The 17,390-nt window shown below is 63.4% G+C and carries 15 protein-coding genes and 1 pseudogene; 5 read left to right on the top strand and 11 right to left on the bottom strand.

Annotated elements, in window-relative coordinates:
* Nucleotides 1-6 precede the first annotated feature (6 nt).
* The 3 genes from HU144_RS19370 to HU144_RS04830 all read left to right on the top strand — a co-directional run bounded on the left by HU144_RS19370 (nucleotide 7) and on the right by HU144_RS04830 (nucleotide 3,553).
* The gene (locus HU144_RS19370; RefSeq protein WP_235350359.1) at nucleotides 7-1,416 is read left to right on the top strand and encodes an LPXTG cell wall anchor domain-containing protein; all 1,410 of its coding nucleotides are present in this window, start codon (nucleotides 7-9) and stop codon (nucleotides 1,414-1,416) included.
* Nucleotides 1,417-1,512: 96 nt separating this feature from the next.
* A complete protein-coding gene (locus HU144_RS04835; protein ID WP_235350358.1) occupies nucleotides 1,513-2,475 on the top strand; it encodes an ABC transporter in 963 nt (320 codons plus the stop codon).
* A gap of 118 nt (nucleotides 2,476-2,593) precedes the next feature.
* A complete protein-coding gene (locus HU144_RS04830) occupies nucleotides 2,594-3,553 on the top strand; it encodes a hypothetical protein (protein ID WP_235350357.1) in 960 nt (319 codons plus the stop codon).
* Nucleotides 3,554-3,758: 205 nt separating this feature from the next.
* Here HU144_RS04830 and HU144_RS04825 read toward each other — a convergent pair whose 3' ends face one another.
* From HU144_RS04825 to mmsB, 3 genes and pseudogenes are all read right to left on the bottom strand, one after another.
* A complete protein-coding gene (locus tag HU144_RS04825; protein WP_235350356.1) occupies nucleotides 3,759-5,702 on the bottom strand; it encodes an NHL domain-containing thioredoxin family protein in 1,944 nt (647 codons plus the stop codon).
* Between the two features lie 142 nt (nucleotides 5,703-5,844).
* Nucleotides 5,845-6,603: a YggS family pyridoxal phosphate-dependent enzyme gene (locus tag HU144_RS04820; protein ID WP_235350355.1), complete on the bottom strand. Its 759-nt coding sequence runs from the start codon at nucleotides 6,601-6,603 to the stop codon at nucleotides 5,845-5,847.
* A gap of 296 nt (nucleotides 6,604-6,899) precedes the next feature.
* Nucleotides 6,900-7,808: pseudogene (gene mmsB, locus HU144_RS04815) on the bottom strand (3-hydroxyisobutyrate dehydrogenase); the annotation flags it as partial.
* A gap of 161 nt (nucleotides 7,809-7,969) precedes the next feature.
* Between mmsB and HU144_RS04810 the strand changes: the two are divergent.
* A complete protein-coding gene (locus tag HU144_RS04810; RefSeq protein ID WP_198395741.1) occupies nucleotides 7,970-8,845 on the top strand; it encodes a LysR family transcriptional regulator in 876 nt (291 codons plus the stop codon).
* A gap of 64 nt (nucleotides 8,846-8,909) precedes the next feature.
* Here the strand turns inward: HU144_RS04810 and HU144_RS04805 are convergent, their stop codons facing one another.
* The 7 genes from HU144_RS04805 to rpmB form a co-directional block, all read right to left on the bottom strand.
* A complete protein-coding gene (locus HU144_RS04805; protein WP_235350353.1) occupies nucleotides 8,910-9,656 on the bottom strand; it encodes a 3-hydroxybutyrate dehydrogenase in 747 nt (248 codons plus the stop codon).
* Between the two features lie 146 nt (nucleotides 9,657-9,802).
* Complete coding sequence (locus HU144_RS04800; RefSeq protein ID WP_232488165.1) at nucleotides 9,803-11,158, bottom strand: MFS transporter; 1,356 nt, start codon at nucleotides 11,156-11,158, stop codon at nucleotides 9,803-9,805.
* Nucleotides 11,159-11,414: 256 nt separating this feature from the next.
* Entirely contained in the window at nucleotides 11,415-13,493 is a 2,079-nt protein-coding gene (locus tag HU144_RS04795) for a cytochrome c oxidase assembly protein (protein ID WP_235350352.1), read from the bottom strand.
* Nucleotides 13,494-13,649: 156 nt separating this feature from the next.
* On the bottom strand, nucleotides 13,650-13,937 hold the full coding sequence (locus tag HU144_RS04790) for an HU family DNA-binding protein (protein ID WP_009882243.1): 288 nt from the start codon (nucleotides 13,935-13,937) through the stop codon (nucleotides 13,650-13,652).
* A 69-nt stretch (nucleotides 13,938-14,006) separates the two neighbouring features.
* Nucleotides 14,007-14,312 (bottom strand): 30S ribosomal protein S14, encoded by a 306-nt coding sequence (gene rpsN, locus HU144_RS04785; RefSeq protein ID WP_009882241.1) that lies wholly within the window; start codon nucleotides 14,310-14,312, stop codon nucleotides 14,007-14,009.
* 6 nt (nucleotides 14,313-14,318) lie between these two features.
* Nucleotides 14,319-14,486 (bottom strand): 50S ribosomal protein L33, encoded by a 168-nt coding sequence (gene rpmG, locus HU144_RS04780; protein ID WP_143923870.1) that lies wholly within the window; start codon nucleotides 14,484-14,486, stop codon nucleotides 14,319-14,321.
* Nucleotides 14,486-14,722 (bottom strand): 50S ribosomal protein L28, encoded by a 237-nt coding sequence (gene rpmB / locus HU144_RS04775; protein ID WP_198395738.1) that lies wholly within the window; start codon nucleotides 14,720-14,722, stop codon nucleotides 14,486-14,488. Before rpmB ends, rpmG begins: the two co-directional genes overlap by 1 nt.
* Before the next feature lie 612 nt (nucleotides 14,723-15,334).
* Between rpmB and HU144_RS04770 the strand changes: the two genes are divergently transcribed.
* A complete protein-coding gene (locus HU144_RS04770; protein WP_235350351.1) occupies nucleotides 15,335-16,318 on the top strand; it encodes a protein kinase in 984 nt (327 codons plus the stop codon).
* Between the two features lie 55 nt (nucleotides 16,319-16,373).
* Here HU144_RS04770 and HU144_RS04765 read toward each other — a convergent pair whose 3' ends face one another.
* On the bottom strand, nucleotides 16,374-17,378 hold the full coding sequence (locus tag HU144_RS04765) for an NADPH:quinone reductase (RefSeq protein WP_235350350.1): 1,005 nt from the start codon (nucleotides 17,376-17,378) through the stop codon (nucleotides 16,374-16,376).
* Nucleotides 17,379-17,390: the final 12 nt, after the last annotated feature.

Raw genomic sequence — 17,390 nt, 5'->3', positions numbered from 1 at the left:
ATTACTGTGAAGACCTCGCGTCTTGTGCTTGCCCCCGCAGTAGCCGTTGCATTGACAGGTCTTGCTGGCGCTCCCGCGTTCGCAGCGACAGAGTCCGCTCCGGTGCCGGCAGGCCCGCTCTGTGCACATGAAGGTGCACAGCAGTCAAACGACCCAGATTCCAAGGTTCCCGACAGTTCGGACCCGCAGGCGACACTGTCTGCGGCACAGGTCACCCGGGCCGATATCGCGGATCGCAAAAAGGGCATCGGATTCTCCGGTACCGGATTCACCCCCGACAGCAAGGCGACCGTCACGGTCGTCGGTACCGACGGGTCCAAGTACTCGCCGGAGACCAAGCTGACCGTCGACGACAAGGGCAAGGTGTCCGGCACCTACTTCTTCTCCGTCACGGACAACGCCAAGGTTCCTTCCGGCGAATACTCGCTCTACCTCACCGATGAGAAGACCGAGAAGGACTCCTCGAAGGTCTCCTTCGAGGTCGTGGCCAGTGACTCGGACATCGACGAGGACGCCAAGGGCTCCGGTTGCTCACCTGCAACCGGACCGGCCCCAGAACCGTCCGAGACCGCGACCGATGAGCCATCCGAAACGTCGGCTCCGACCGAGACATCGACTCCGACCGAGACCAAGTCGGAAGAGCCCACGGAGACCAAGGAAGCCCGGCAGCCCGCTGCTCCGAAGCCGACCGAGACCGAGACGAAGACTCCGGAACCGACGGAGACGGAATCCGAGGCTCCCAAGCCCACGGAGACCGAAACTCAGACTCCCGAGCCGACCGAGAAGGAGTCCGAGACACCCGAGCCGACGGAGACCGAAGACAAGTCGGAGGCTCCTGCTCCCACCGAGGCCGGGTCCGAAGCTCCGGAGTCGGACGCTCCGTCGGAGACGACCGCTCCGGCCAGCCCCGGCACCGATGACGGTGAGAAGAAGGCCGCGGCAACCGCGACCCAGGCGCTCATCATCGACCCGACCGAGATCAGCTCCGAAGACTTCCTCAATGAGGGCATCAAGCTCGGCATCACCGGCGCACAGCCAGGTGAGAAGATCACGATCACGGTCGAGCATGCTCAGGGCAAGGTCGATCGCTACACGATGACCAAGGAAGCCGATTCCGAGGGCAAGGCGACCTTCGGCGTGCAGGCGAAGGTCAAGGCTGTGCTGGGAACGTACAACGTCACAGCCCAGGCCGACAGCTTCGACAAGGCACAGGGCGGCAGCTTCACCGTCGTCACCAACGGCACCTCGGTCGATGAGGGCAGGGAGAACGGCAGCGACAGCGGCAGTGACCTGCCCCGCACCGGTGCCGAGATGACCGGACTGGCACTCGGGGTCGGACTCCTCGTCGTCGGTGCCGCAGCCGTCGTCATCACTCGTCGGCGGATGACCGCCTCCGACGATCCTGCGGAGTTCTAAGATCCGTTGAACGATGAATTGTCCCTAGCGGGGCTGCACCTCGGCAGACACCAGATCGATCTTGGTCGTCTCCGAGCAGGGACAATGCTCGGTCTCATGGGCAGCACGGACAGCACCACTGAGGTGGTGCTGTCCGTTGCTGCGCGCTCCGACGTCGCACCTCCGCCGCGGTTCCCGACCGGGCTCCGGTCTGGTCTCACACGTGTGCGCAGGTGGGTCAGAACATATCTTCGCGAAGCCAATGCCGGATCTGGGGAGGCGGCATTGGCTCTGGCGTGCACGGAGTTCGGGGTCAACCCTGACGTCCTGAGGCGCCGGTTCGGCGAACTTGGTGCCGCTGAGCGTGCGAGACTCGGCCTGGCCGTGGCCTGGGCGAGCGGCTTGCCGTGGTTGACCTTCATCGATCCCTTCGCTTCCGTCCCCGGACATGTGCGCGCCGGCCTACGCGGTCGTCTGGCCGATCTGGCCGCAGCGCACGGCCGCGGGATCGTCTTCACCTCGAATACACTGACCGACTTCACCGTCGCCGAGGCGGGGGTGGCCGACATCGAAAAAGGCGAGCTCGTCTCGTTCGGCACTTTGGAACAGGTCGTCACGGAGCCCAGGGGCTCCCTGCCGGCCGAACTCAGCAGGGTCAACGTCTACTCCGGGCTGGCACGCAAGGGCTGGCTGTCGATCGGGCACTCTGCGGTGAAGGCTCGGACCGAACTCGACGGGAAGGTCTTCGTCACTCTCGGGTGGCGCAGTGCTCTCCTGTCCTTGGACGAACACGACCCGGCGTTCACCTCGGCGACGGTTTTCGAAGCCGTCGTCATCGGACTGCGCGATCACGGCTCCTGTCTGCAGGCGAAGCTGTCGCCGGTCGACACCGAGATGGGACTCGCCCTCGACGTGGACCTGGCGGATCTGGCTGGCGTGTCCGACAGCGAGAGCGGATTCGGCGTGCTCCACCCCAGCCTCGGCGAGTCAATCCCCGCCCTGCGTGCCAACGTCAAGGTCGGCACCCACGTCTTCGTCGAGGTCGACACCCAGGCGCTGCACGCGTACTCGGTGGAATGACCCCACCGGCGCGCGTCCGACTCCCCCGCCCGCGCGTCCTCGCCGTTCATAGAGCCGGGTGGCGGGCAATTGGCATTACACTGAAATTCCTTCATCCCCCACCGAATCAGGAGAAGCAATGCGAACTTCGCGCAAGCTTCTGATTGCGGCGCTCCTGGTCATCGTCCTCACCGTGGCAGCAGTTCCCCTCCTCAACCTCACCGTCTACACTCCTGCCCGCGCCGCTGAAGCCTATATTTCCGCGATCGAGGACGCCAACGCCGAGCGTGCGTTCTCCTATCTCGCCTCTCCCACCCCATCGTCGACTCTGGCGCTCAATCATGATGTGCTCTCTGCCGCCCCTGACCTGCCGCGCGACGCTGAGGCGACGACGGTATCGATGGACGGCGACCATGCGAAGGTCTCGCTGAGCTATGTTCTGTCCTCACAGACGCAGACCGTGGATCTGTCGATGGTCAAGCTGCCGGCGACTGCAGGACTGTTCGACCGGTGGGCGATCGAGCAGAAGGAATGGCCGACCCTCGACCTGCAAGTCGAGGGGTCGTCGACGGCCACGGTCAACGGCTACGGAGTCGCCGCCGGAACGGTACCCGTGCTGTTCCCGGCCACCTACCTCGTCGGCTTCGATGCGACCTACCTCAAGTCGAAGCCCGAACGCGCCGAGGTGATCGCCCCGACCGACACCGCCCAGATCGCGCTCTCGCCCGAGCCCACGGCGAAGCTGGAGCAGTCGGTCGATGAGCAGGTCACCGAGCATCTGGCGAAATGTGTGAAGTCGAAGACCCTCTACCCCTCGGACTGCGTGTTCGGCTACGAGACGGACAACGAGATCCTCGGCGATGTGAAGTGGTCACTGGCTCGCGAACCAGAGGTCAGCCTGACCGCCTCGGGCAACGATCTCGAGCTGACCCCGTCCACGGTCGAGGTGCGCATCCAGGGACGCTATCGCGACATCGTCACGGCGGCCGAGCACGACTTCGACGAGACGCTCTCCTTCGAAATGGGAGGTTCCGTCGTCGTCAAGTCCTCGCAGGTCCGCTTCGATCCCCGCCGCCTCGGCGACGTGACCGTGAAATAGCTGCCCCGGGGCTGTTACGACGGCTCCACTGGTCCTTCAGGCCCCGCGCAGCAGCCGTCGCAACTGAGCCCCGCGCAGCAGCCGTCGCAACTGAGCCCCGCGGAGCAGCCGTCGCAACTGAGCCCCGCGTCATTGTGGACTTGCGTGCGAGAAGTTCGCGATTTTTGAACGTAAGTCCACAAAGACGAGCAGGCTGCGGCGGGCCTTAGGCTCCGCGGAGGTCGAGGGTGAGTTCGGCCGGAGCTGCGGCGACGAGGTCGACTGGAATGCCCCAGTCCTGCTGGTAGAGGTGGCACGCGGCGTGCAGGGGGATCTCTCCGCCTGGTTCGCCGTCGCAGGCGGCGGCTCGTGCGGTCACGTGCAGGACCCCTGACTTGAGTTCGGGGTTGATGACGATGTCGCGCTTCAGTCCTTCTGCGCCGCCGTCGCCGGAGACGATCAGCTCCGGTGGTGTCGACGAGACCTGCAGATACGTGGGGTCTCCCCACCGGTCATCAAGTTTCTGACCTGCTGGAACAGTGAAGCTCACGGACACTGCCACTGGGCCCGAGGAGATCTCGGTCGAGGGGCGCTTGCTGGTCAGCGCACCCTCGTCGACTCGTTGGGCGTTCTTGGGCAGCTTCACTCTGGTCAGGGCGTGCGAGGCTGATTCGACGATGAGGAGCTCGGCCGGCGCGGAGCCGGAAGCGTCGAGGACGAAGATGTCGGATGGTTCGCGGAGGCCGCGGGCCAGAGTCGAAACCTCGTTCGTGGTGAAGTCATAGCGGCGGATCGCCCCGTTGTAGGTGTCGGCGATCGCGATCGATCCGTCCGGCAGGCTCCGCACTCCCAGGGGGTGCTGCAGTCTGGCCTCTGCGGCGGGACCGTCACGGAAGCCGAAGTCGAAGAGTCCTTCACCGACGAGCGTGGACACGGTTCCGGTGTTCGGGTCGAGACGTCGGATCGCCGAGGTCTCCGAGTCGGCGATGAGCACCTCGCCATCGGAGGTGAGGTCGAGGCCCGATGTCTGCGCGAACCATGCGCTGTCCGCATCACCGTCGGCCAGGCCCTCGTTCATGGTGCCCGAGAGCAGCCGGATCGACCCGGCTTCGGGGTTGAACGACCAGATGGTGTGATTGCCCGCCATCGCCACAACAACCTCGGCGGTGGAGGGGACGTAGAGGACGTCCCACGGTGAGGACAGCTTCACGTCGAGGGCGGGGCCGTCGTAGCGGCCGAGTTCGCCGTGGGTGCCGACCACGTTGTCGATCGCGCCGACCATGTGCTGAGCTCCGGTGCCGGCGATCGTCGTCACGGTTTCGGTCTCGAGGTTGATGCCGCGCAAGGTGTGGTTGACGGTGTCGGCGACGACGAGGTGGTAGCCGACCTTCGCCGCCACGTCCCCGGGAAGGACGGTGATGCCGCCGGGTTCGCTGAAGGACGCCTGCGCGAAATCGCCGTCGCCTGCGCCGCGTTCGCCGGTGCCGATGCGCCGGATGATTTCCTGGCCCGAAGGATCGTATTCGACGAGGCTGTGGTGTCCCGAATCGGCGACGAGGAGATTGCCCGATGGCAATGGGGTGACCTTGCCGGGGTAGAACAGCTCGGTCTCCGGTGCTGGCGGCGGCACGTAGGGCCCGTCGCCGGAGTGCAGTGTGCCCTTCGCCGAGTGCTCCTCGATGAGTCCTTCGATGATCTCACCGAGGCCGGCACCGTGACCTTCGCCCGACAGGGTCGCGACCAGGTAGCCCTCTGGGTCGATGACGGCCAGCGTGGGCCAGGCACGGGCGGTGTATGCCTGCCAGGTGACGAGGTCGGGATCGTCGAGGACGAGGTGTTCGACCTGGTAGCGTTCGACTGCCTGATCAACGGCTTCGACGGTGCGTTCGAACTCGAACTTCGGCGAGTGGACGCCGATGATGACGAGCTCTTGTGCGTACTTCTCCTCGAGCGGACGCAGCTCGTCGAGCACGTGGAGGCAGTTGATGCAGCAGAAGGTCCAGAAATCGAGCAGAATCACCTTGCCGCGTAGATCGGCCAGGCTCAGCTCCTTGCCGCCGGAGTTCATCCACCTGCGGCCGATGAGCTCGGGTGCGCGCACCTTGACCTGCTGGGACTGCGCGGCGGCAGGCGCCGCGGACGCTTGGGATTCCTGCGGACTGGTGTTCATAGCTCCATCTTCACAGATTCACCGCCGCGGTGGGAGGCCTGGTGTCATCATGTGACCAAAGCCCCAGTCCTCGAACGTGACGGTCAGCCGTGGGTGTCTCAGGAGTGGTCGCCGCTTGCCTCAGGTGTGGTCATTGCTTGCCTCAGGTGTAATCGCGGGCGCCGAACACACTGGAACCGACGCGGACCATGGTCGCACCCTCGGCGATTGCGAGCTCGAAGTCGTTGCTCATGCCCATGGACAGCTCAGTGGCGTCGGTTGACATAGCACCCGAGGCGATGAGCTTCTCGCTGAGTTCTCGCAGGTCAGCATAGCTGGGACGGATCTCTTCCGGTGTACGTCCGGGCAGACCGATCGTCATCAGACCACGCAGTCGCATCCGCGTGTGGTCCCGGAGTTCAGAGATGAGCGCCTCCGTCTCCTCGGGCGCGATCCCGGACTTCGAATCTTCCCGGGAGGTGTTGACCTGTACGAAGAAGTCCACAGTCTGGTCGAGGACCTCAAGACGGTTGTTGATCTTCGCCGCCAGTTCCAGATTGTCGACGGATTGGATGCAGTGCGCATGGCGCAGGGTGTGATTGACCTTGTTCTTCTGCAGAGGACCGATGAGGTGGGCTTCATGGTCCAGATCGGCCAAGTCGTCTGCCTTGCCGACCAGCTCCTGCACCTTGTTCTCCCCGATGAGGGTGAACCCATGTTCGAGGGCCACTCGGATCTTCGCCGCCGGTTGAGTCTTGGTCGCGAGCAGAACCTTCACATCATCACTCGTCCGACCGCTCGCCTCGGCGGCGGTCGCCGCACGAGTGGCCACCTCGTCGAGGTTGTCTCTGATGGAGGCGATGGCGTCAGGTGCCAATGATTCTGGTGCGTTCTGTGATTCAGGTGTGCCTGGGGAACTCATGCTTCAAGTCTTACATGTACCCGTCGAAGTTGCAGGTCGTACCCATCGGAGACGCAGGCCCTACCCGTCGGAGTTGCAGGTCCTACCCGTCGAAGTCGGATGTCGCGGGCACCGCATCCTGGTGCACAGCAAACGGTTGGTAAGTTCACTTCGACGTTCGCCCGTGGATCGAAGTGAACTGACCAACCGTTGGTGTCTGTGCGGCGGAACGAGGCTGTCAGCTGCCGCGCCCGTCGCTGTTGCCATGGCAACGGCGCCCATCGCAGCCGCATTGTGTCTGGATCGCCCGCGCGTCCTTATTCGGGGAGGCCCTCGGCCTTGGCGTCGATGTTCTTGATCAGCGCCGAGGTGTCGAGCCCTTCGAGGCCCGCGTCGACGAGCTTCTGCAGCTGAGCGTGGACGAGCTGCGCTGCAGGCAGGTCGAGACCTTGAGTCTCCGCGCCTGCGAGGGCGAGGCCGACGTCTTTGTGCATGAGAGCCGTGGCGAATCCGGGCTTGAAGGAGTTGTTCGAAGCCGCGGTCTTCGTCACGCCCGGCACCGGATACCAGGTGCGCAGAGGCCAGGAATCTCCGGAGGAGACCGTCGCGATGTCATAGAAGACCTTCGGGTCGAGACCGAAGCGATCAGCGAGCACGGCCCCTTCGACGACACCCTGCAGGCTGATCGAAAGCATCATGTTGTTGACGATCTTGGCAGCCTGACCCGCGGCTTCGCCACCGGCGTGGAACATGTTGCCGGCCATCGGCTCGATGAACGTCTTCGCCTCGGCCACTTCCTCATCGGTGCCGCCGAGCATGAAGGTCAGCGTGCCTGCCTCGGCACCGGTGACGCCGCCGGACACGGGACCGTCGACGAAACGGAAGCCGGCTTTGGCCGCTTCTGCATGCAGTGCGCGGGCGGAGTCGAAGTCGATCGTTGACGAGTCCACGAGGAGTGTCTTGGTATCTGCGTGGGCCAACACGCCGTCGGCCTCGAGGTAGACGGCGCGGGCGTGCTCACCTTTGGGCAGCATCGTGAACACGATGTCGGCTCCGGCGACCGCCTCGGCGATGGACTTCACAGGATTCACCCCGTGCTTGGCCGCCTCTTCGACGGCGATCTCGACGAGATCGAAGCCATTCACAGTGTGACCGGCCTTGACCAGGTTCGCTGTCATCGGACGACCCATGTTTCCCAGGCCGACCCATCCAATTGTCGACATAAAATGCCTCCTCGCATCATGTTCTTCAAATGTTGCTGTGTCTGTACCGCAGCTGCTGCAGTGTTCCCACTCACATTACGCCAGTCGCTCGGCCAACACCTGTCGCGCGGAATCACATATTCCGCACCAGATATGTGCGTGCACGCAGATAGGATGGAAGCACTATGGCTTCATATGCACCAGGCGGATCCGGTTCGCAGATCTCTCCCGAAGATCTGCTGACGCTGCTTGCCGTGGCTCGGCTGGGCAAGTTCACGGCCGCTGCGCACAGCCTGGGCCTCAACCACACGACGGTCTCCCGACGCATCGCCGCCCTGGAGAAGGCCTACGGCGAGCGCATGCTCGTGGCCTCACCCGACGGCTGGGAGCTCAGTGCTGCCGGACGTCACCTGCTTCCCGTGGCCGAGGACATCGAGTCTGCCCTGGGACGCATCGACGCCCACGCCAGCTCCGCCCTGTCAGGGACAATCCGTTTGGCCTGCCCGCAGGCCTTCGCCCTTGAATTCGCGGTCCCGGCCCTGACCCAGCTGCAACGCAGCCATCCCGGTCTGCAGTTCGAACTCATCACTGCCACGCAGCGGGCCCGGCAGTACCGTTCGGGTGTCGATATCGAGGTCGTCGTCGGCAGGCCGGACGCACCACGCAGCGTCGCGAAGCACATCCGCGACTATCGGCTCCAGCTCTACGCCTCCCGTGAGTACCTGGCGTCCCACACGATGCCGACGACGCTTGATGATCTTGCCGAGCACCGGCTCATCTACTACATCGAGAACTCGCTCCAGGTCGATGACCTCGACGAGGCGGGCAATGCGCTGCCGCGCGGCAAGGGGTTCTTCCGCTCCACCTCGGTGCATGCGCACGTGCTCGCCACGTCGAACGGAGTCGGGATCGGGATCCTGCCCGACTTCCTCGCCGTGGGCAACAGTCGCCTCGTGCAGGTGCTGCCCGAGGAATTCTCGAAACCGGTCTCTTACTGGGCCTCGGTCCGCCACGAATCCCTGCGCAACGCAGGAGTCCGCAGCGTCCTCGAGGTCCTCTGAATCGGGCCTGCACTCACGCTGCCCCGAGCCTGGTTCTGCACGGCATCTCAGTCCTCCGCAGGCCTCAGGCGGCGGACCAACCACCGTCGACACTGTGTGCGCTGCCGTTGATGACGGCGGCAGCATCGCTGGCCAGGAACAGTGCCAGAGCGGCGATGTCGCCGGGGTCAGCAAGCTTCGGCACGGCAGAATGTCCGAGGAAGACCTGTTCGAGAACCTCGTCCTCGGTGATGCCGTTCGTCTTCGCCTGATCGGCGATCTGACCCTTGACCATCGGTGTCATCACATAACCAGGGTTGATCGCGTTGCAGGTCACACCGTGCAGACCGGCTTCCAAGGCGGTCGTCTTCGTCAATCCCATGAGCCCGTGCTTGGCCGCCACGTAAGCTGATTTGTTTGCCGAGGCGCGCAGCCCGTGGATCGAGGAGAGGTTGATGACTCTGCCCCACCCCTTGGCGTACATCGCGGGCAGCGCTGCCTTGGTCAGCACGAACGGCGCTTCGAGCATGAGCGTGTTGATGAGTCGCCATTCGTCGAGCGGGAATTCCGTGATCGGGTGGATCCGCTGGATGCCCGCGTTGTTGACCAGGATGTCGACGTCGAGGTCGACTCCATCCAGCGCCGAGGTGTCTGCGAGGTTGACCGCCCACGCCTCTCCTCCGATGTCGCTGGCTACGGCTTCCGCAGATTCTGCGTTGACGTCGGCGACGATGACGTGTGCTCCGGCTGCGGCGAAGGCTTCGCACATCGCCTTGCCGAGACCGGAGGCTCCCCCAGTGACCAGGGCGCGCTTCTTGTTGAGATCGACCATTGCAGTCCCTTCGATCGTGACGTAATTCGACGGTGTTGTCCGCTGTTGTGTTGTCCGCTGTCATGAATTCGGGCAGTGCCGACGATCATCGGCACCGCCCGAATTCCGAACTCACTGGTGTGCGTTCGAGTGCTGAGGTGTGAGTATCAGCGCTTCACCGCGTGACGGCGGTCCTTGTCCACCTGGTCCAGTGAACGCAGATCGATGCCCTTCGTCTCCTTTGTGAACAGAAGCGCGACCATCGAGATGATGGCGGCAGCTAGGAGGTAGAACGCGATCGGCACCGAGGAGTCGAACTTCTGCAGCAGCGCAGTGGCGATGATCGGAGCGAACGATCCGGCCACAATCGCCGTGACCTGGTATCCGGTCGAGACACCCGAGTTGCGCATGCGGGTAGGGAACATCTCTGACATGATCGCCGGCTGTCCGGCATACATCAGTGCATGGAAGATGAGCCCCAGCAGCAAGGCGAGGAAGATCATCACGCCGCTGCCGGTGTCGTACATCGGGAAGGCGAAGAAGCCCCACGAAGCGGTGAGCACGATTCCGATGCCGTATGGCAGCTTGCGCCCGACCTTGTCCGCCATCGCCCCAACGAGGGGCACGAGCACGGCGTGGATCGCGTGGGCTCCGAGAAGGAGCCCGAGGATCTCTGCGGCTTCGATCTTGACCGCGATCGCCAGGTAGGTGATTGAGAAGGTCACAACGAGGTAGTAGTGGATATTCTCGACGAAGCGCAGGCCCATCGCGGCGAAGACCTCACGCGGGTAGCGCTTGAAGACGGCCTTGATTCCGTAGTCCACGCCCTCTTCGATCTCCTCAGCCTGGACCTGTTCGAAGATCGGAGCGTCGGAGACACGGGTGCGGATGTAGTAGCCGATGAGCACGATGATGGCTGAGAGCCAGAAGGCCACACGCCAACCCCACGACAGGAAGTGCTCTTCGGTCAGTGTTGAAGTGAGGACGAAGAGCACGCCGGTCGCGAGCAGGTTGCCCAAGGGCACGCCTGACTGCGGGAAGGACGACCAGAAGCCGCGTTCCTTGTTCGGTGCGTGTTCGGCGACGAGGAGAACAGCTCCGCCCCATTCGCCGCCGACTGCGAACCCTTGGACGACCCGCAGAAGAACCAGAAGAATCGGGGCGAAGGGCCCGATCTGGTCGAAGGTCGGCAGGCATCCCATGAGGAATGTGGCCGCACCGACAAGGACGATCGACAGCTGCAGCAGCTTCTTGCGTCCGTATTTGTCACCGAAGTGGCCGAAGACGATGCCGCCGATGGGTCGAGCGATGAAGCCGACCGCGTAGGTGGCGAAGCCCGCCAGGATCGGTGTCAGAGGGTCGTCCGACGGTGGGAACAGAATGTGGTTGAACACCAGGGTGGCGGCCGAACCGTAGAGGAAGAACTCGTACCACTCGACGACGGTTCCTGCCATCGAAGCGGCGACGACCTTGCGCAGTTGTGCGCGTATCGTCTTCCTCTCGGCATTGTTCGAAGAACTCATGACTCTCCTTGATTTCCACGATCCGCATCACCGTTGAATGCGCGGATCGACTCGCTGTGGCGTCTCGACCCGTGCGGAGGTGAACCTGCAAGCCCCTGCAATGCGGCTTCAGGTCCACGTCATCGGCGCGGGTTGCGTGACGCTGTGGATGAATATGATCCATGCAACAGTCTGCGCCATCCGGCAGGCGATTGGGTGCAGAAGGGGCTCGAATCCGGGAATTATCTGTGCACATTCCCGCACACGAGGTGTGCAGTCATCTGCTCCTCTGACCACTGTTCGCGTCGCGCTGGGCCATGTTGGCGAGCATGTCGTTGTAGGCGCGAAGTTCCGCATCGTCGGTGCGCGCTTCGCTGCGGTCGATGCGCTTAGCCTCTCGATCCGAGGACTTCGACCACTGGAAGGCCACCATGATCGCAATGAACAGGGTGGGGAATTCGCCGATGCCCCAGGCGATTCCGCCGCCCGTCTGCTGGTCTTCGATCGCCGAATAGCCCCAGTCGGCGCCGATGTTGCCGAACCAGTCGCCCTCGATGAGGACTTCGGAGCTCATGATCGAGATCCCGAAGAACGCATGGAAGGCCATCGTGATGAGCAGCATGAGCAGTCGCAGCGGATATCCCGGGCGTTCCACGCCGGGATCGATGCCGATGAGAGCCTGGGCGAACAGATAGCCCGCGCCGAGGAAGTGGATGATCATCAGCTCGTGGCCGAGGTGCCATTCGAGCGCGTACTTCATCACGCCCGAGTAGTAGAAGATGACGAGGGAACCGGCGAAATTCACGCTGGCGAAGATCGGGTTCGCGAAGAAGCGCATATACGGGGTGTGGACGAGCCACAGCACCCACTCGCGGATCCCACGCGAACCGTCCGTACGAGCCTTCGTTCCACGCATGAGCATGGTGATGGGTGCACCGAGCACCATCGGCAGAGGCACCACCATGATCAGGAGCATGTGCTGGATCATGTGTCCGGAGAACTGGATCTCACCGTAGACCCTGGCGCCGCCGGAGGTGACGTAGACGAGGAAGATCATGCCGAGCAACCAGCAGATCAGGCGATGGACCGGCCAGGAATCACCTCGGCGCCGGAGATTGACGAAGCCGACGATGTAGGCCGTGGCCAGACCCACGGCCACGACGACCCACAGCGGGTCCAGGGACCACTCGGTGAAGTATCGGGCAAAGCTCGGCGGCGGAGGAAGCGGCTCGCCGGTGAGGATCTCAGCCGGCGACGGGTCACCCACCGGCTCCTGCGAGACCGGGGGCTGGGACCGCGACAGAGCGACCGCGAGGCCCATCGTGGCGCCGAAGATGACGAACTCGACGATGATGAGCCGCCAGAATTCCCTGGTCGCCGAGGCTGCGGTGCCCAGACGGCGGATGACGAACTGACGGTGCCAGAACCCGATGAGACCGAGCAGAATCGTGGCGAAGGCCTTCGCCACGATCACCTGCCCGTAGGGAGTCATGACGTCAGCGAGGCTGTGCACGCGCAACAGCGAGTTCACCACGCCGGAGAAGGCAACGAGGGCGAAGGCGATGAGTGCGAACGAGGAATAGCGTTCGATCGCACTGCGCAGGTGGTTGGAGCGGGCAAGGTCCGAGCCCAGGAGTGCGATGACGAAGAGGCCGCCCAACCAGATGGTCACGCCCAGCAGGTGCAGACCGATGCTGTTGACGGCCTGGGTGTGTCCGGAGGCTTCAGCGGAGTGTCCCATCAGTGCCAACGGGATCATCACGCCGACGCCGAGCACGCCCGCCGCCGCGATGCCGAGGTAGCTGCGTGTGCCGAAGCACAGAGTCGAGGCGACGGCGATGAGGACGACGATGAGTGTCCAGAGCTGACCGAAGGCGATCTGGGTCAGGAACACACCGAGCTGATTGGAGAAGTCCAGGTAGGCCTGTGCGCCGACGGTGTCGGCGAAGGTGAGGACGAGGACGGCCACTGCAGAGATCGTCCAGACCACCGATGCCACCTCGGCGATCTTCAGGGTCTTCTCCCAGAGCGCATTGAATGGGAGCTCATCGGCAGTGCCCGACTTCGCGGCCGCGGGGCTCGTCTTCCTGTTCCGGCTTCGCCCCTGTGTGCGGGGCAGGATGAGGAGGGCGAACATCAGTGCGCCCAGAGTCAGTGCCATCGAAATGTTGAAGAAGAACTTCGCGGCCGGAAGACCGAATCGCACGTAGGGGCCGGGGTCGTTGAGGAGTGTTGACTCCGCTGCTCCGGTGAAGAGCATCGCGGCCATACCCACACCGAGGCCGCCGATGACGACGAGGGGAACAGCCGCGCGAGACGCGAATCGGGTGACCGATTCGAAGACTTGAGTGCTCACTGGTGGCAGACCGCCGCTTCATTCATGGTTCAAGGATATCGCCGGAGCCTGAGACCGAGCCAATTGCGAGGCGCGGACGTGGTCGGGATCTCGGCGAGGAGACAAGAAATGACCCGGACCAATTGGTCCGGGTCATTCCACGCTGATGCGCGAGGCTCAGTTAGGGCTGCCAGCGGCAGCTTTCAGCTTCGAACCAGCGGACAGCTTCACGGAGTAGCCGGCCTTGATCTGGATCTCCTCACCGGTCTGCGGGTTGCGTCCCTTGCGAGCGGCACGTTCGGTGCGCTCGACAGACAGCCATCCGGGGATGGTGAGCTTTTCGCCCTTTCCGACGACGTCTGAGAAGACATCGAAGACACCGTCAAGAACGTCCGAGACCTGCTTCTGGGTCAGTCCGGAATTCTCTGCAACTTCTGCTACGAGCTCACTGCGGTTCTTAGCCATAAAAGTGTCCTCCTTAGGACAAGTCGGTCGGTTACCGGTCCGTTTTTCCGATAACGAACTTCCTCGAGATTACCAGCTTGACTTCGTGATGCCGGGCAACTCGCCGTTATGTGCCATTTCGCGGAAGCGAACACGGGAGAGACCGAACTTGCGGAGGTAGCCGCGTGGACGGCCATCCACCTGGTCGCGGTTGCGCACACGCACTGGTGAGGCATCGCGAGGAAGCTTCTGCAGTCCGAGGCGTGCTTCTTCACGCTGCTCGTCGGTGCTGTCTGGGTGTGTCAGCTGGCGCTTGAGCGTCGCACGACGCTCCGCGTAGCGCTCAACAATGACGCGACGCTGCTTGTCGCGTGCGATCTTTGACTTCTTAGCCATATGCGCTCAGCGCTCCTCTCGGAAATCGACGTGCTTGCGAACAACTGGATCATACTTCTTGAGTACCATGCGATCCGGGTTGTTGCGGCGGTTCTTGCGGGTCACATAGGTGAACCCGGAGCCAGCGGTCGACTTGAGCTTGATGATGGGACGAATGTCCTGTGCTTTAGCCATCAGAGCTTCACTCCCTTGGCAATGAGTTCGCCGACGACGGCGTCAATTCCGCGCACATCGATCACCTTGATGCCCTTGGCGGACAGGTTAAGGGTGATGCTGCGACGCAGAGACGGAACGTAGTAGCGCTTTTTCTGAATATTCGGGTTGAAACGACGCTTGGTGGTTCGTTTCGAGTGGGACACATTGTGTCCGAAACCAGGGACGGCCCCGGTTACTTGGCAGTTTGCTGCCATGACTCTCCTCCAGTTCACAAGTTACCGACTCTCGAAACAAGCAGGTCTGCGTGGGATCCACGCTCGCTTGCGCCGATGTCGGAAGACATCAACAAATTTTCACGAATGCTGCTCGGCCGGACTGGTGTCCGACCGCTGACCAGGCTGCTGCCCGGCATGAGGCGTTCGCAATGAAAATTGTGTACGCCAAAACAGGTTTGCCCGTTCGGGCGAGATGTCTCACCAGCGCTGAAGCCGTAGCCTGTGAGAGATTGGCCGAAGCTGGAGTGCAGCGGTGGGTGAGCACCATGTTGGCCTGAGCAGATCAATCGGTGATCGAACTGCTACGACACAACAGATAACAATCTTAGAGAGAAACAGGCCCTCACCGCAAATTCACTGAAACAGTGTCGCAGAACCTCATTGGACGTGCTGCCGCTGAGGACCTCAGAACGCACTGCGCCCGGATTCGCGGGCCCAACGCCGCTTCCCATCTGACACTCATCTCGCACGCATGTTCGCGCGCGCCATCCAGCAGACAACGCATCCTGCTCTGGCTCGTGTTGAACACGTGCCGATGACGTGCCAAGGTAAGAAGATGATTGCCACCACATCTGGCACTCAGGAGGACCGATGAGCGACGTTCCACCGAGGCCGCGAATCCGTCCAGCGACCAGTGATGACTGGCAGAAGGACCAATCGGAACGCGCCAGTCCGACCCCGTCGCCGGGCCACGAGTCCGCCCAGAGTGCTGCCGACTTCGACAACTCGACCTATTACGAATATCTCGAGAAGCACACCGGCGACGTACCCGTATCCAAAAGTCGCACGCGCAATGTCTTCGCCCCCGCGGGCGCTTCCCCATTCCAGGAACAATCTCAGAGCTCCCCCGGAGCATCAGCGACAGGACAACGGGGTCAGACCGGTACGCGCAGGCAGACTGAGGGCTCCGGTTACAAGGGTGACCAGCCCGCACACTCGGGACACACCGAACACGGCTCCGATGGTCCGGCTTCCGGGCAGATCCCGCTCCAACCGGCTCCGGCCCCGAAGAAGGGCAACGGGGCCAAGATCACCGTCGTCATCATCGCCATCGTCATGATTCTCGCGCTCCTGGCCTACTTCGGAGTGCGCTGGCTGGCACCGTCGACGGGAACGGTGCCCGTCGACTTCGGCGGCGAAGAGACCGGATCTGCCTCTCCTTCCCCTTCCCAGACCCTGGTGCAGCCGACAGCGAGTCCGAAGGAGGCACTGTCGGCCTACACGAAGGAGGGCACTGAGAAGGCCGATGACCTCGAGGGGCAGTGGGTGACGCAGGTCAGTGCGAAAGACGTCGGCCTGGAGGCCGACGGTAAGACGTGGAGTGCACAGGACATCGTCGACGAGTTCGAGGCCAACCGCGTCAAGTACCCGGGTGCGATCCTCATCCGCAGCGGCGACTGGGATTCCTACAAGGACGACAACTACTGGGTGACCGTCATCGACACCCCCTACAGCGATCCCGAACCCGCACTCGATCAGTGCCGCTCCTGGGGCTTGGACCGCAACCACTGCCTCGCAAAACGTCTGGTCACCCACGGAAGCCCCACCGACAACAGTGCCTACCTCGACAAGTAGGGCTCCGGGACAGGACTCTGGCTCTGAACACGGCGCCTGGGCACCGACGTTCGGCTCAGGCCGCAATCACGATTCGACCGCGAACCTCGCCGGCTTCCATCATGCGGTGGGCCCGGGCAGCCTCGCTCAAGTCCAGCACCTGAGTGACGGCAGTCGTCAATGCACCTGGCGCCCCCGGCTCGAGGACGGGCATCAGCCCCTTCGCCGCCCGGGCCAGCTGATCCGCACTCGCACGAGACATGACGAAGCCGATGAGCGACACATCTTTCGTATAGAGCCGCCCCAAGGGCAGCGGTGTGGACGCGTCAGCGGCAGCGGTGACCAGGATTCGGCCGCCGGGTGCAGTCGCAGCAGCAAGAAATTGCCCGTCGTGGTGCCCTGAGGTGTCCCAGACCAGGTCAAACCCTTCCGGGACCGCTTTCGCACAGGCCTCTGCAAGGTCAGGGTCTCGGTAGTCAAAGACAACCTCGGCGCCGGCGGCTCTGACCGCGTCGAAGTCACGCGGGTGGCTGCTGGCGATGATCGTGGTTCCGAGGGCCGCTGCCAATTGGATCGCGGCAGTGCCGACGTTGCCTGCTCCCCCGCCCACAAAGACGTTCTGGCCCGGGGCGAGTCGTCCGTGTTCGAACCACCCCAACCACGCAGTCGTCGCCGGGTGGGCCAGCGCCACGAGCCGATGGACGTCGCCGCCGGCCCTATCCGGCCCAGCATGCACCGATGGTGGTGCCGGGTAGAGCCGGTCGGCGGGGACGACGGCGTAGTCGGAGTAAGTGCCCTGCCGTCCGTCGTAGCCCAGACTGCTGCACCACACGGTCTCACCAAGCAGGAGAGTCCCGCCCACAGGCGCGCTGACAACGGTCCCCACCAGGTCCCTGCCCAGGATGAAGGGCAGAGGGGCCAGGGTGGGGAACCGTCCGGAGCGCACCAGGGTGTCCACGGGGTTCAGGCTGGCCGCAGCCACCTCGACGAGATAGTCGGTGGGACCCGGGGCGGGGTCCGGGAGGTCACCGTACCGAATTTCGTCGACCTCGCCGAGGTGATTGACGTAGGCGGCTTTCATACCTGTCCTTGC

The sequence above is a fragment of the Brevibacterium sp. UCMA 11752 genome, assembly GCF_021532235.1.
Classification (GTDB): Bacteria; Actinomycetota; Actinomycetes; order Actinomycetales; family Brevibacteriaceae; genus Brevibacterium; species Brevibacterium antiquum.
This window is presented reverse-complemented; position numbering and strand designations above follow the sequence as displayed.

Coding starts and splice junctions, on each gene's coding strand:
- HU144_RS04835 (WP_235350358.1), top strand. CDS start 1,513: ATGGGCAGCACGGACAGCACCACTGAGGTGGTGCTGTCCGTTGCTGCG.
- HU144_RS04830 (WP_235350357.1), top strand. CDS start 2,594: ATGCGAACTTCGCGCAAGCTTCTGATTGCGGCGCTCCTGGTCATCGTC.
- HU144_RS04825 (WP_235350356.1), bottom strand. CDS start 5,702: ATGAACACCAGTCCGCAGGAATCCCAAGCGTCCGCGGCGCCTGCCGCC.
- HU144_RS04820 (WP_235350355.1), bottom strand. CDS start 6,603: ATGAGTTCCCCAGGCACACCTGAATCACAGAACGCACCAGAATCATTG.
- HU144_RS04810 (WP_198395741.1), top strand. CDS start 7,970: ATGGCTTCATATGCACCAGGCGGATCCGGTTCGCAGATCTCTCCCGAA.
- HU144_RS04805 (WP_235350353.1), bottom strand. CDS start 9,656: ATGGTCGATCTCAACAAGAAGCGCGCCCTGGTCACTGGGGGAGCCTCC.
- HU144_RS04800 (WP_232488165.1), bottom strand. CDS start 11,158: ATGAGTTCTTCGAACAATGCCGAGAGGAAGACGATACGCGCACAACTG.
- HU144_RS04790 (WP_009882243.1), bottom strand. CDS start 13,937: ATGGCTAAGAACCGCAGTGAGCTCGTAGCAGAAGTTGCAGAGAATTCC.
- rpsN (WP_009882241.1), bottom strand. CDS start 14,312: ATGGCTAAGAAGTCAAAGATCGCACGCGACAAGCAGCGTCGCGTCATT.
- rpmG (WP_143923870.1), bottom strand. CDS start 14,486: ATGGCTAAAGCACAGGACATTCGTCCCATCATCAAGCTCAAGTCGACC.
- rpmB (WP_198395738.1), bottom strand. CDS start 14,722: ATGGCAGCAAACTGCCAAGTAACCGGGGCCGTCCCTGGTTTCGGACAC.
- HU144_RS04770 (WP_235350351.1), top strand. CDS start 15,335: ATGAGCGACGTTCCACCGAGGCCGCGAATCCGTCCAGCGACCAGTGAT.
- HU144_RS04765 (WP_235350350.1), bottom strand. CDS start 17,378: ATGAAAGCCGCCTACGTCAATCACCTCGGCGAGGTCGACGAAATTCGG.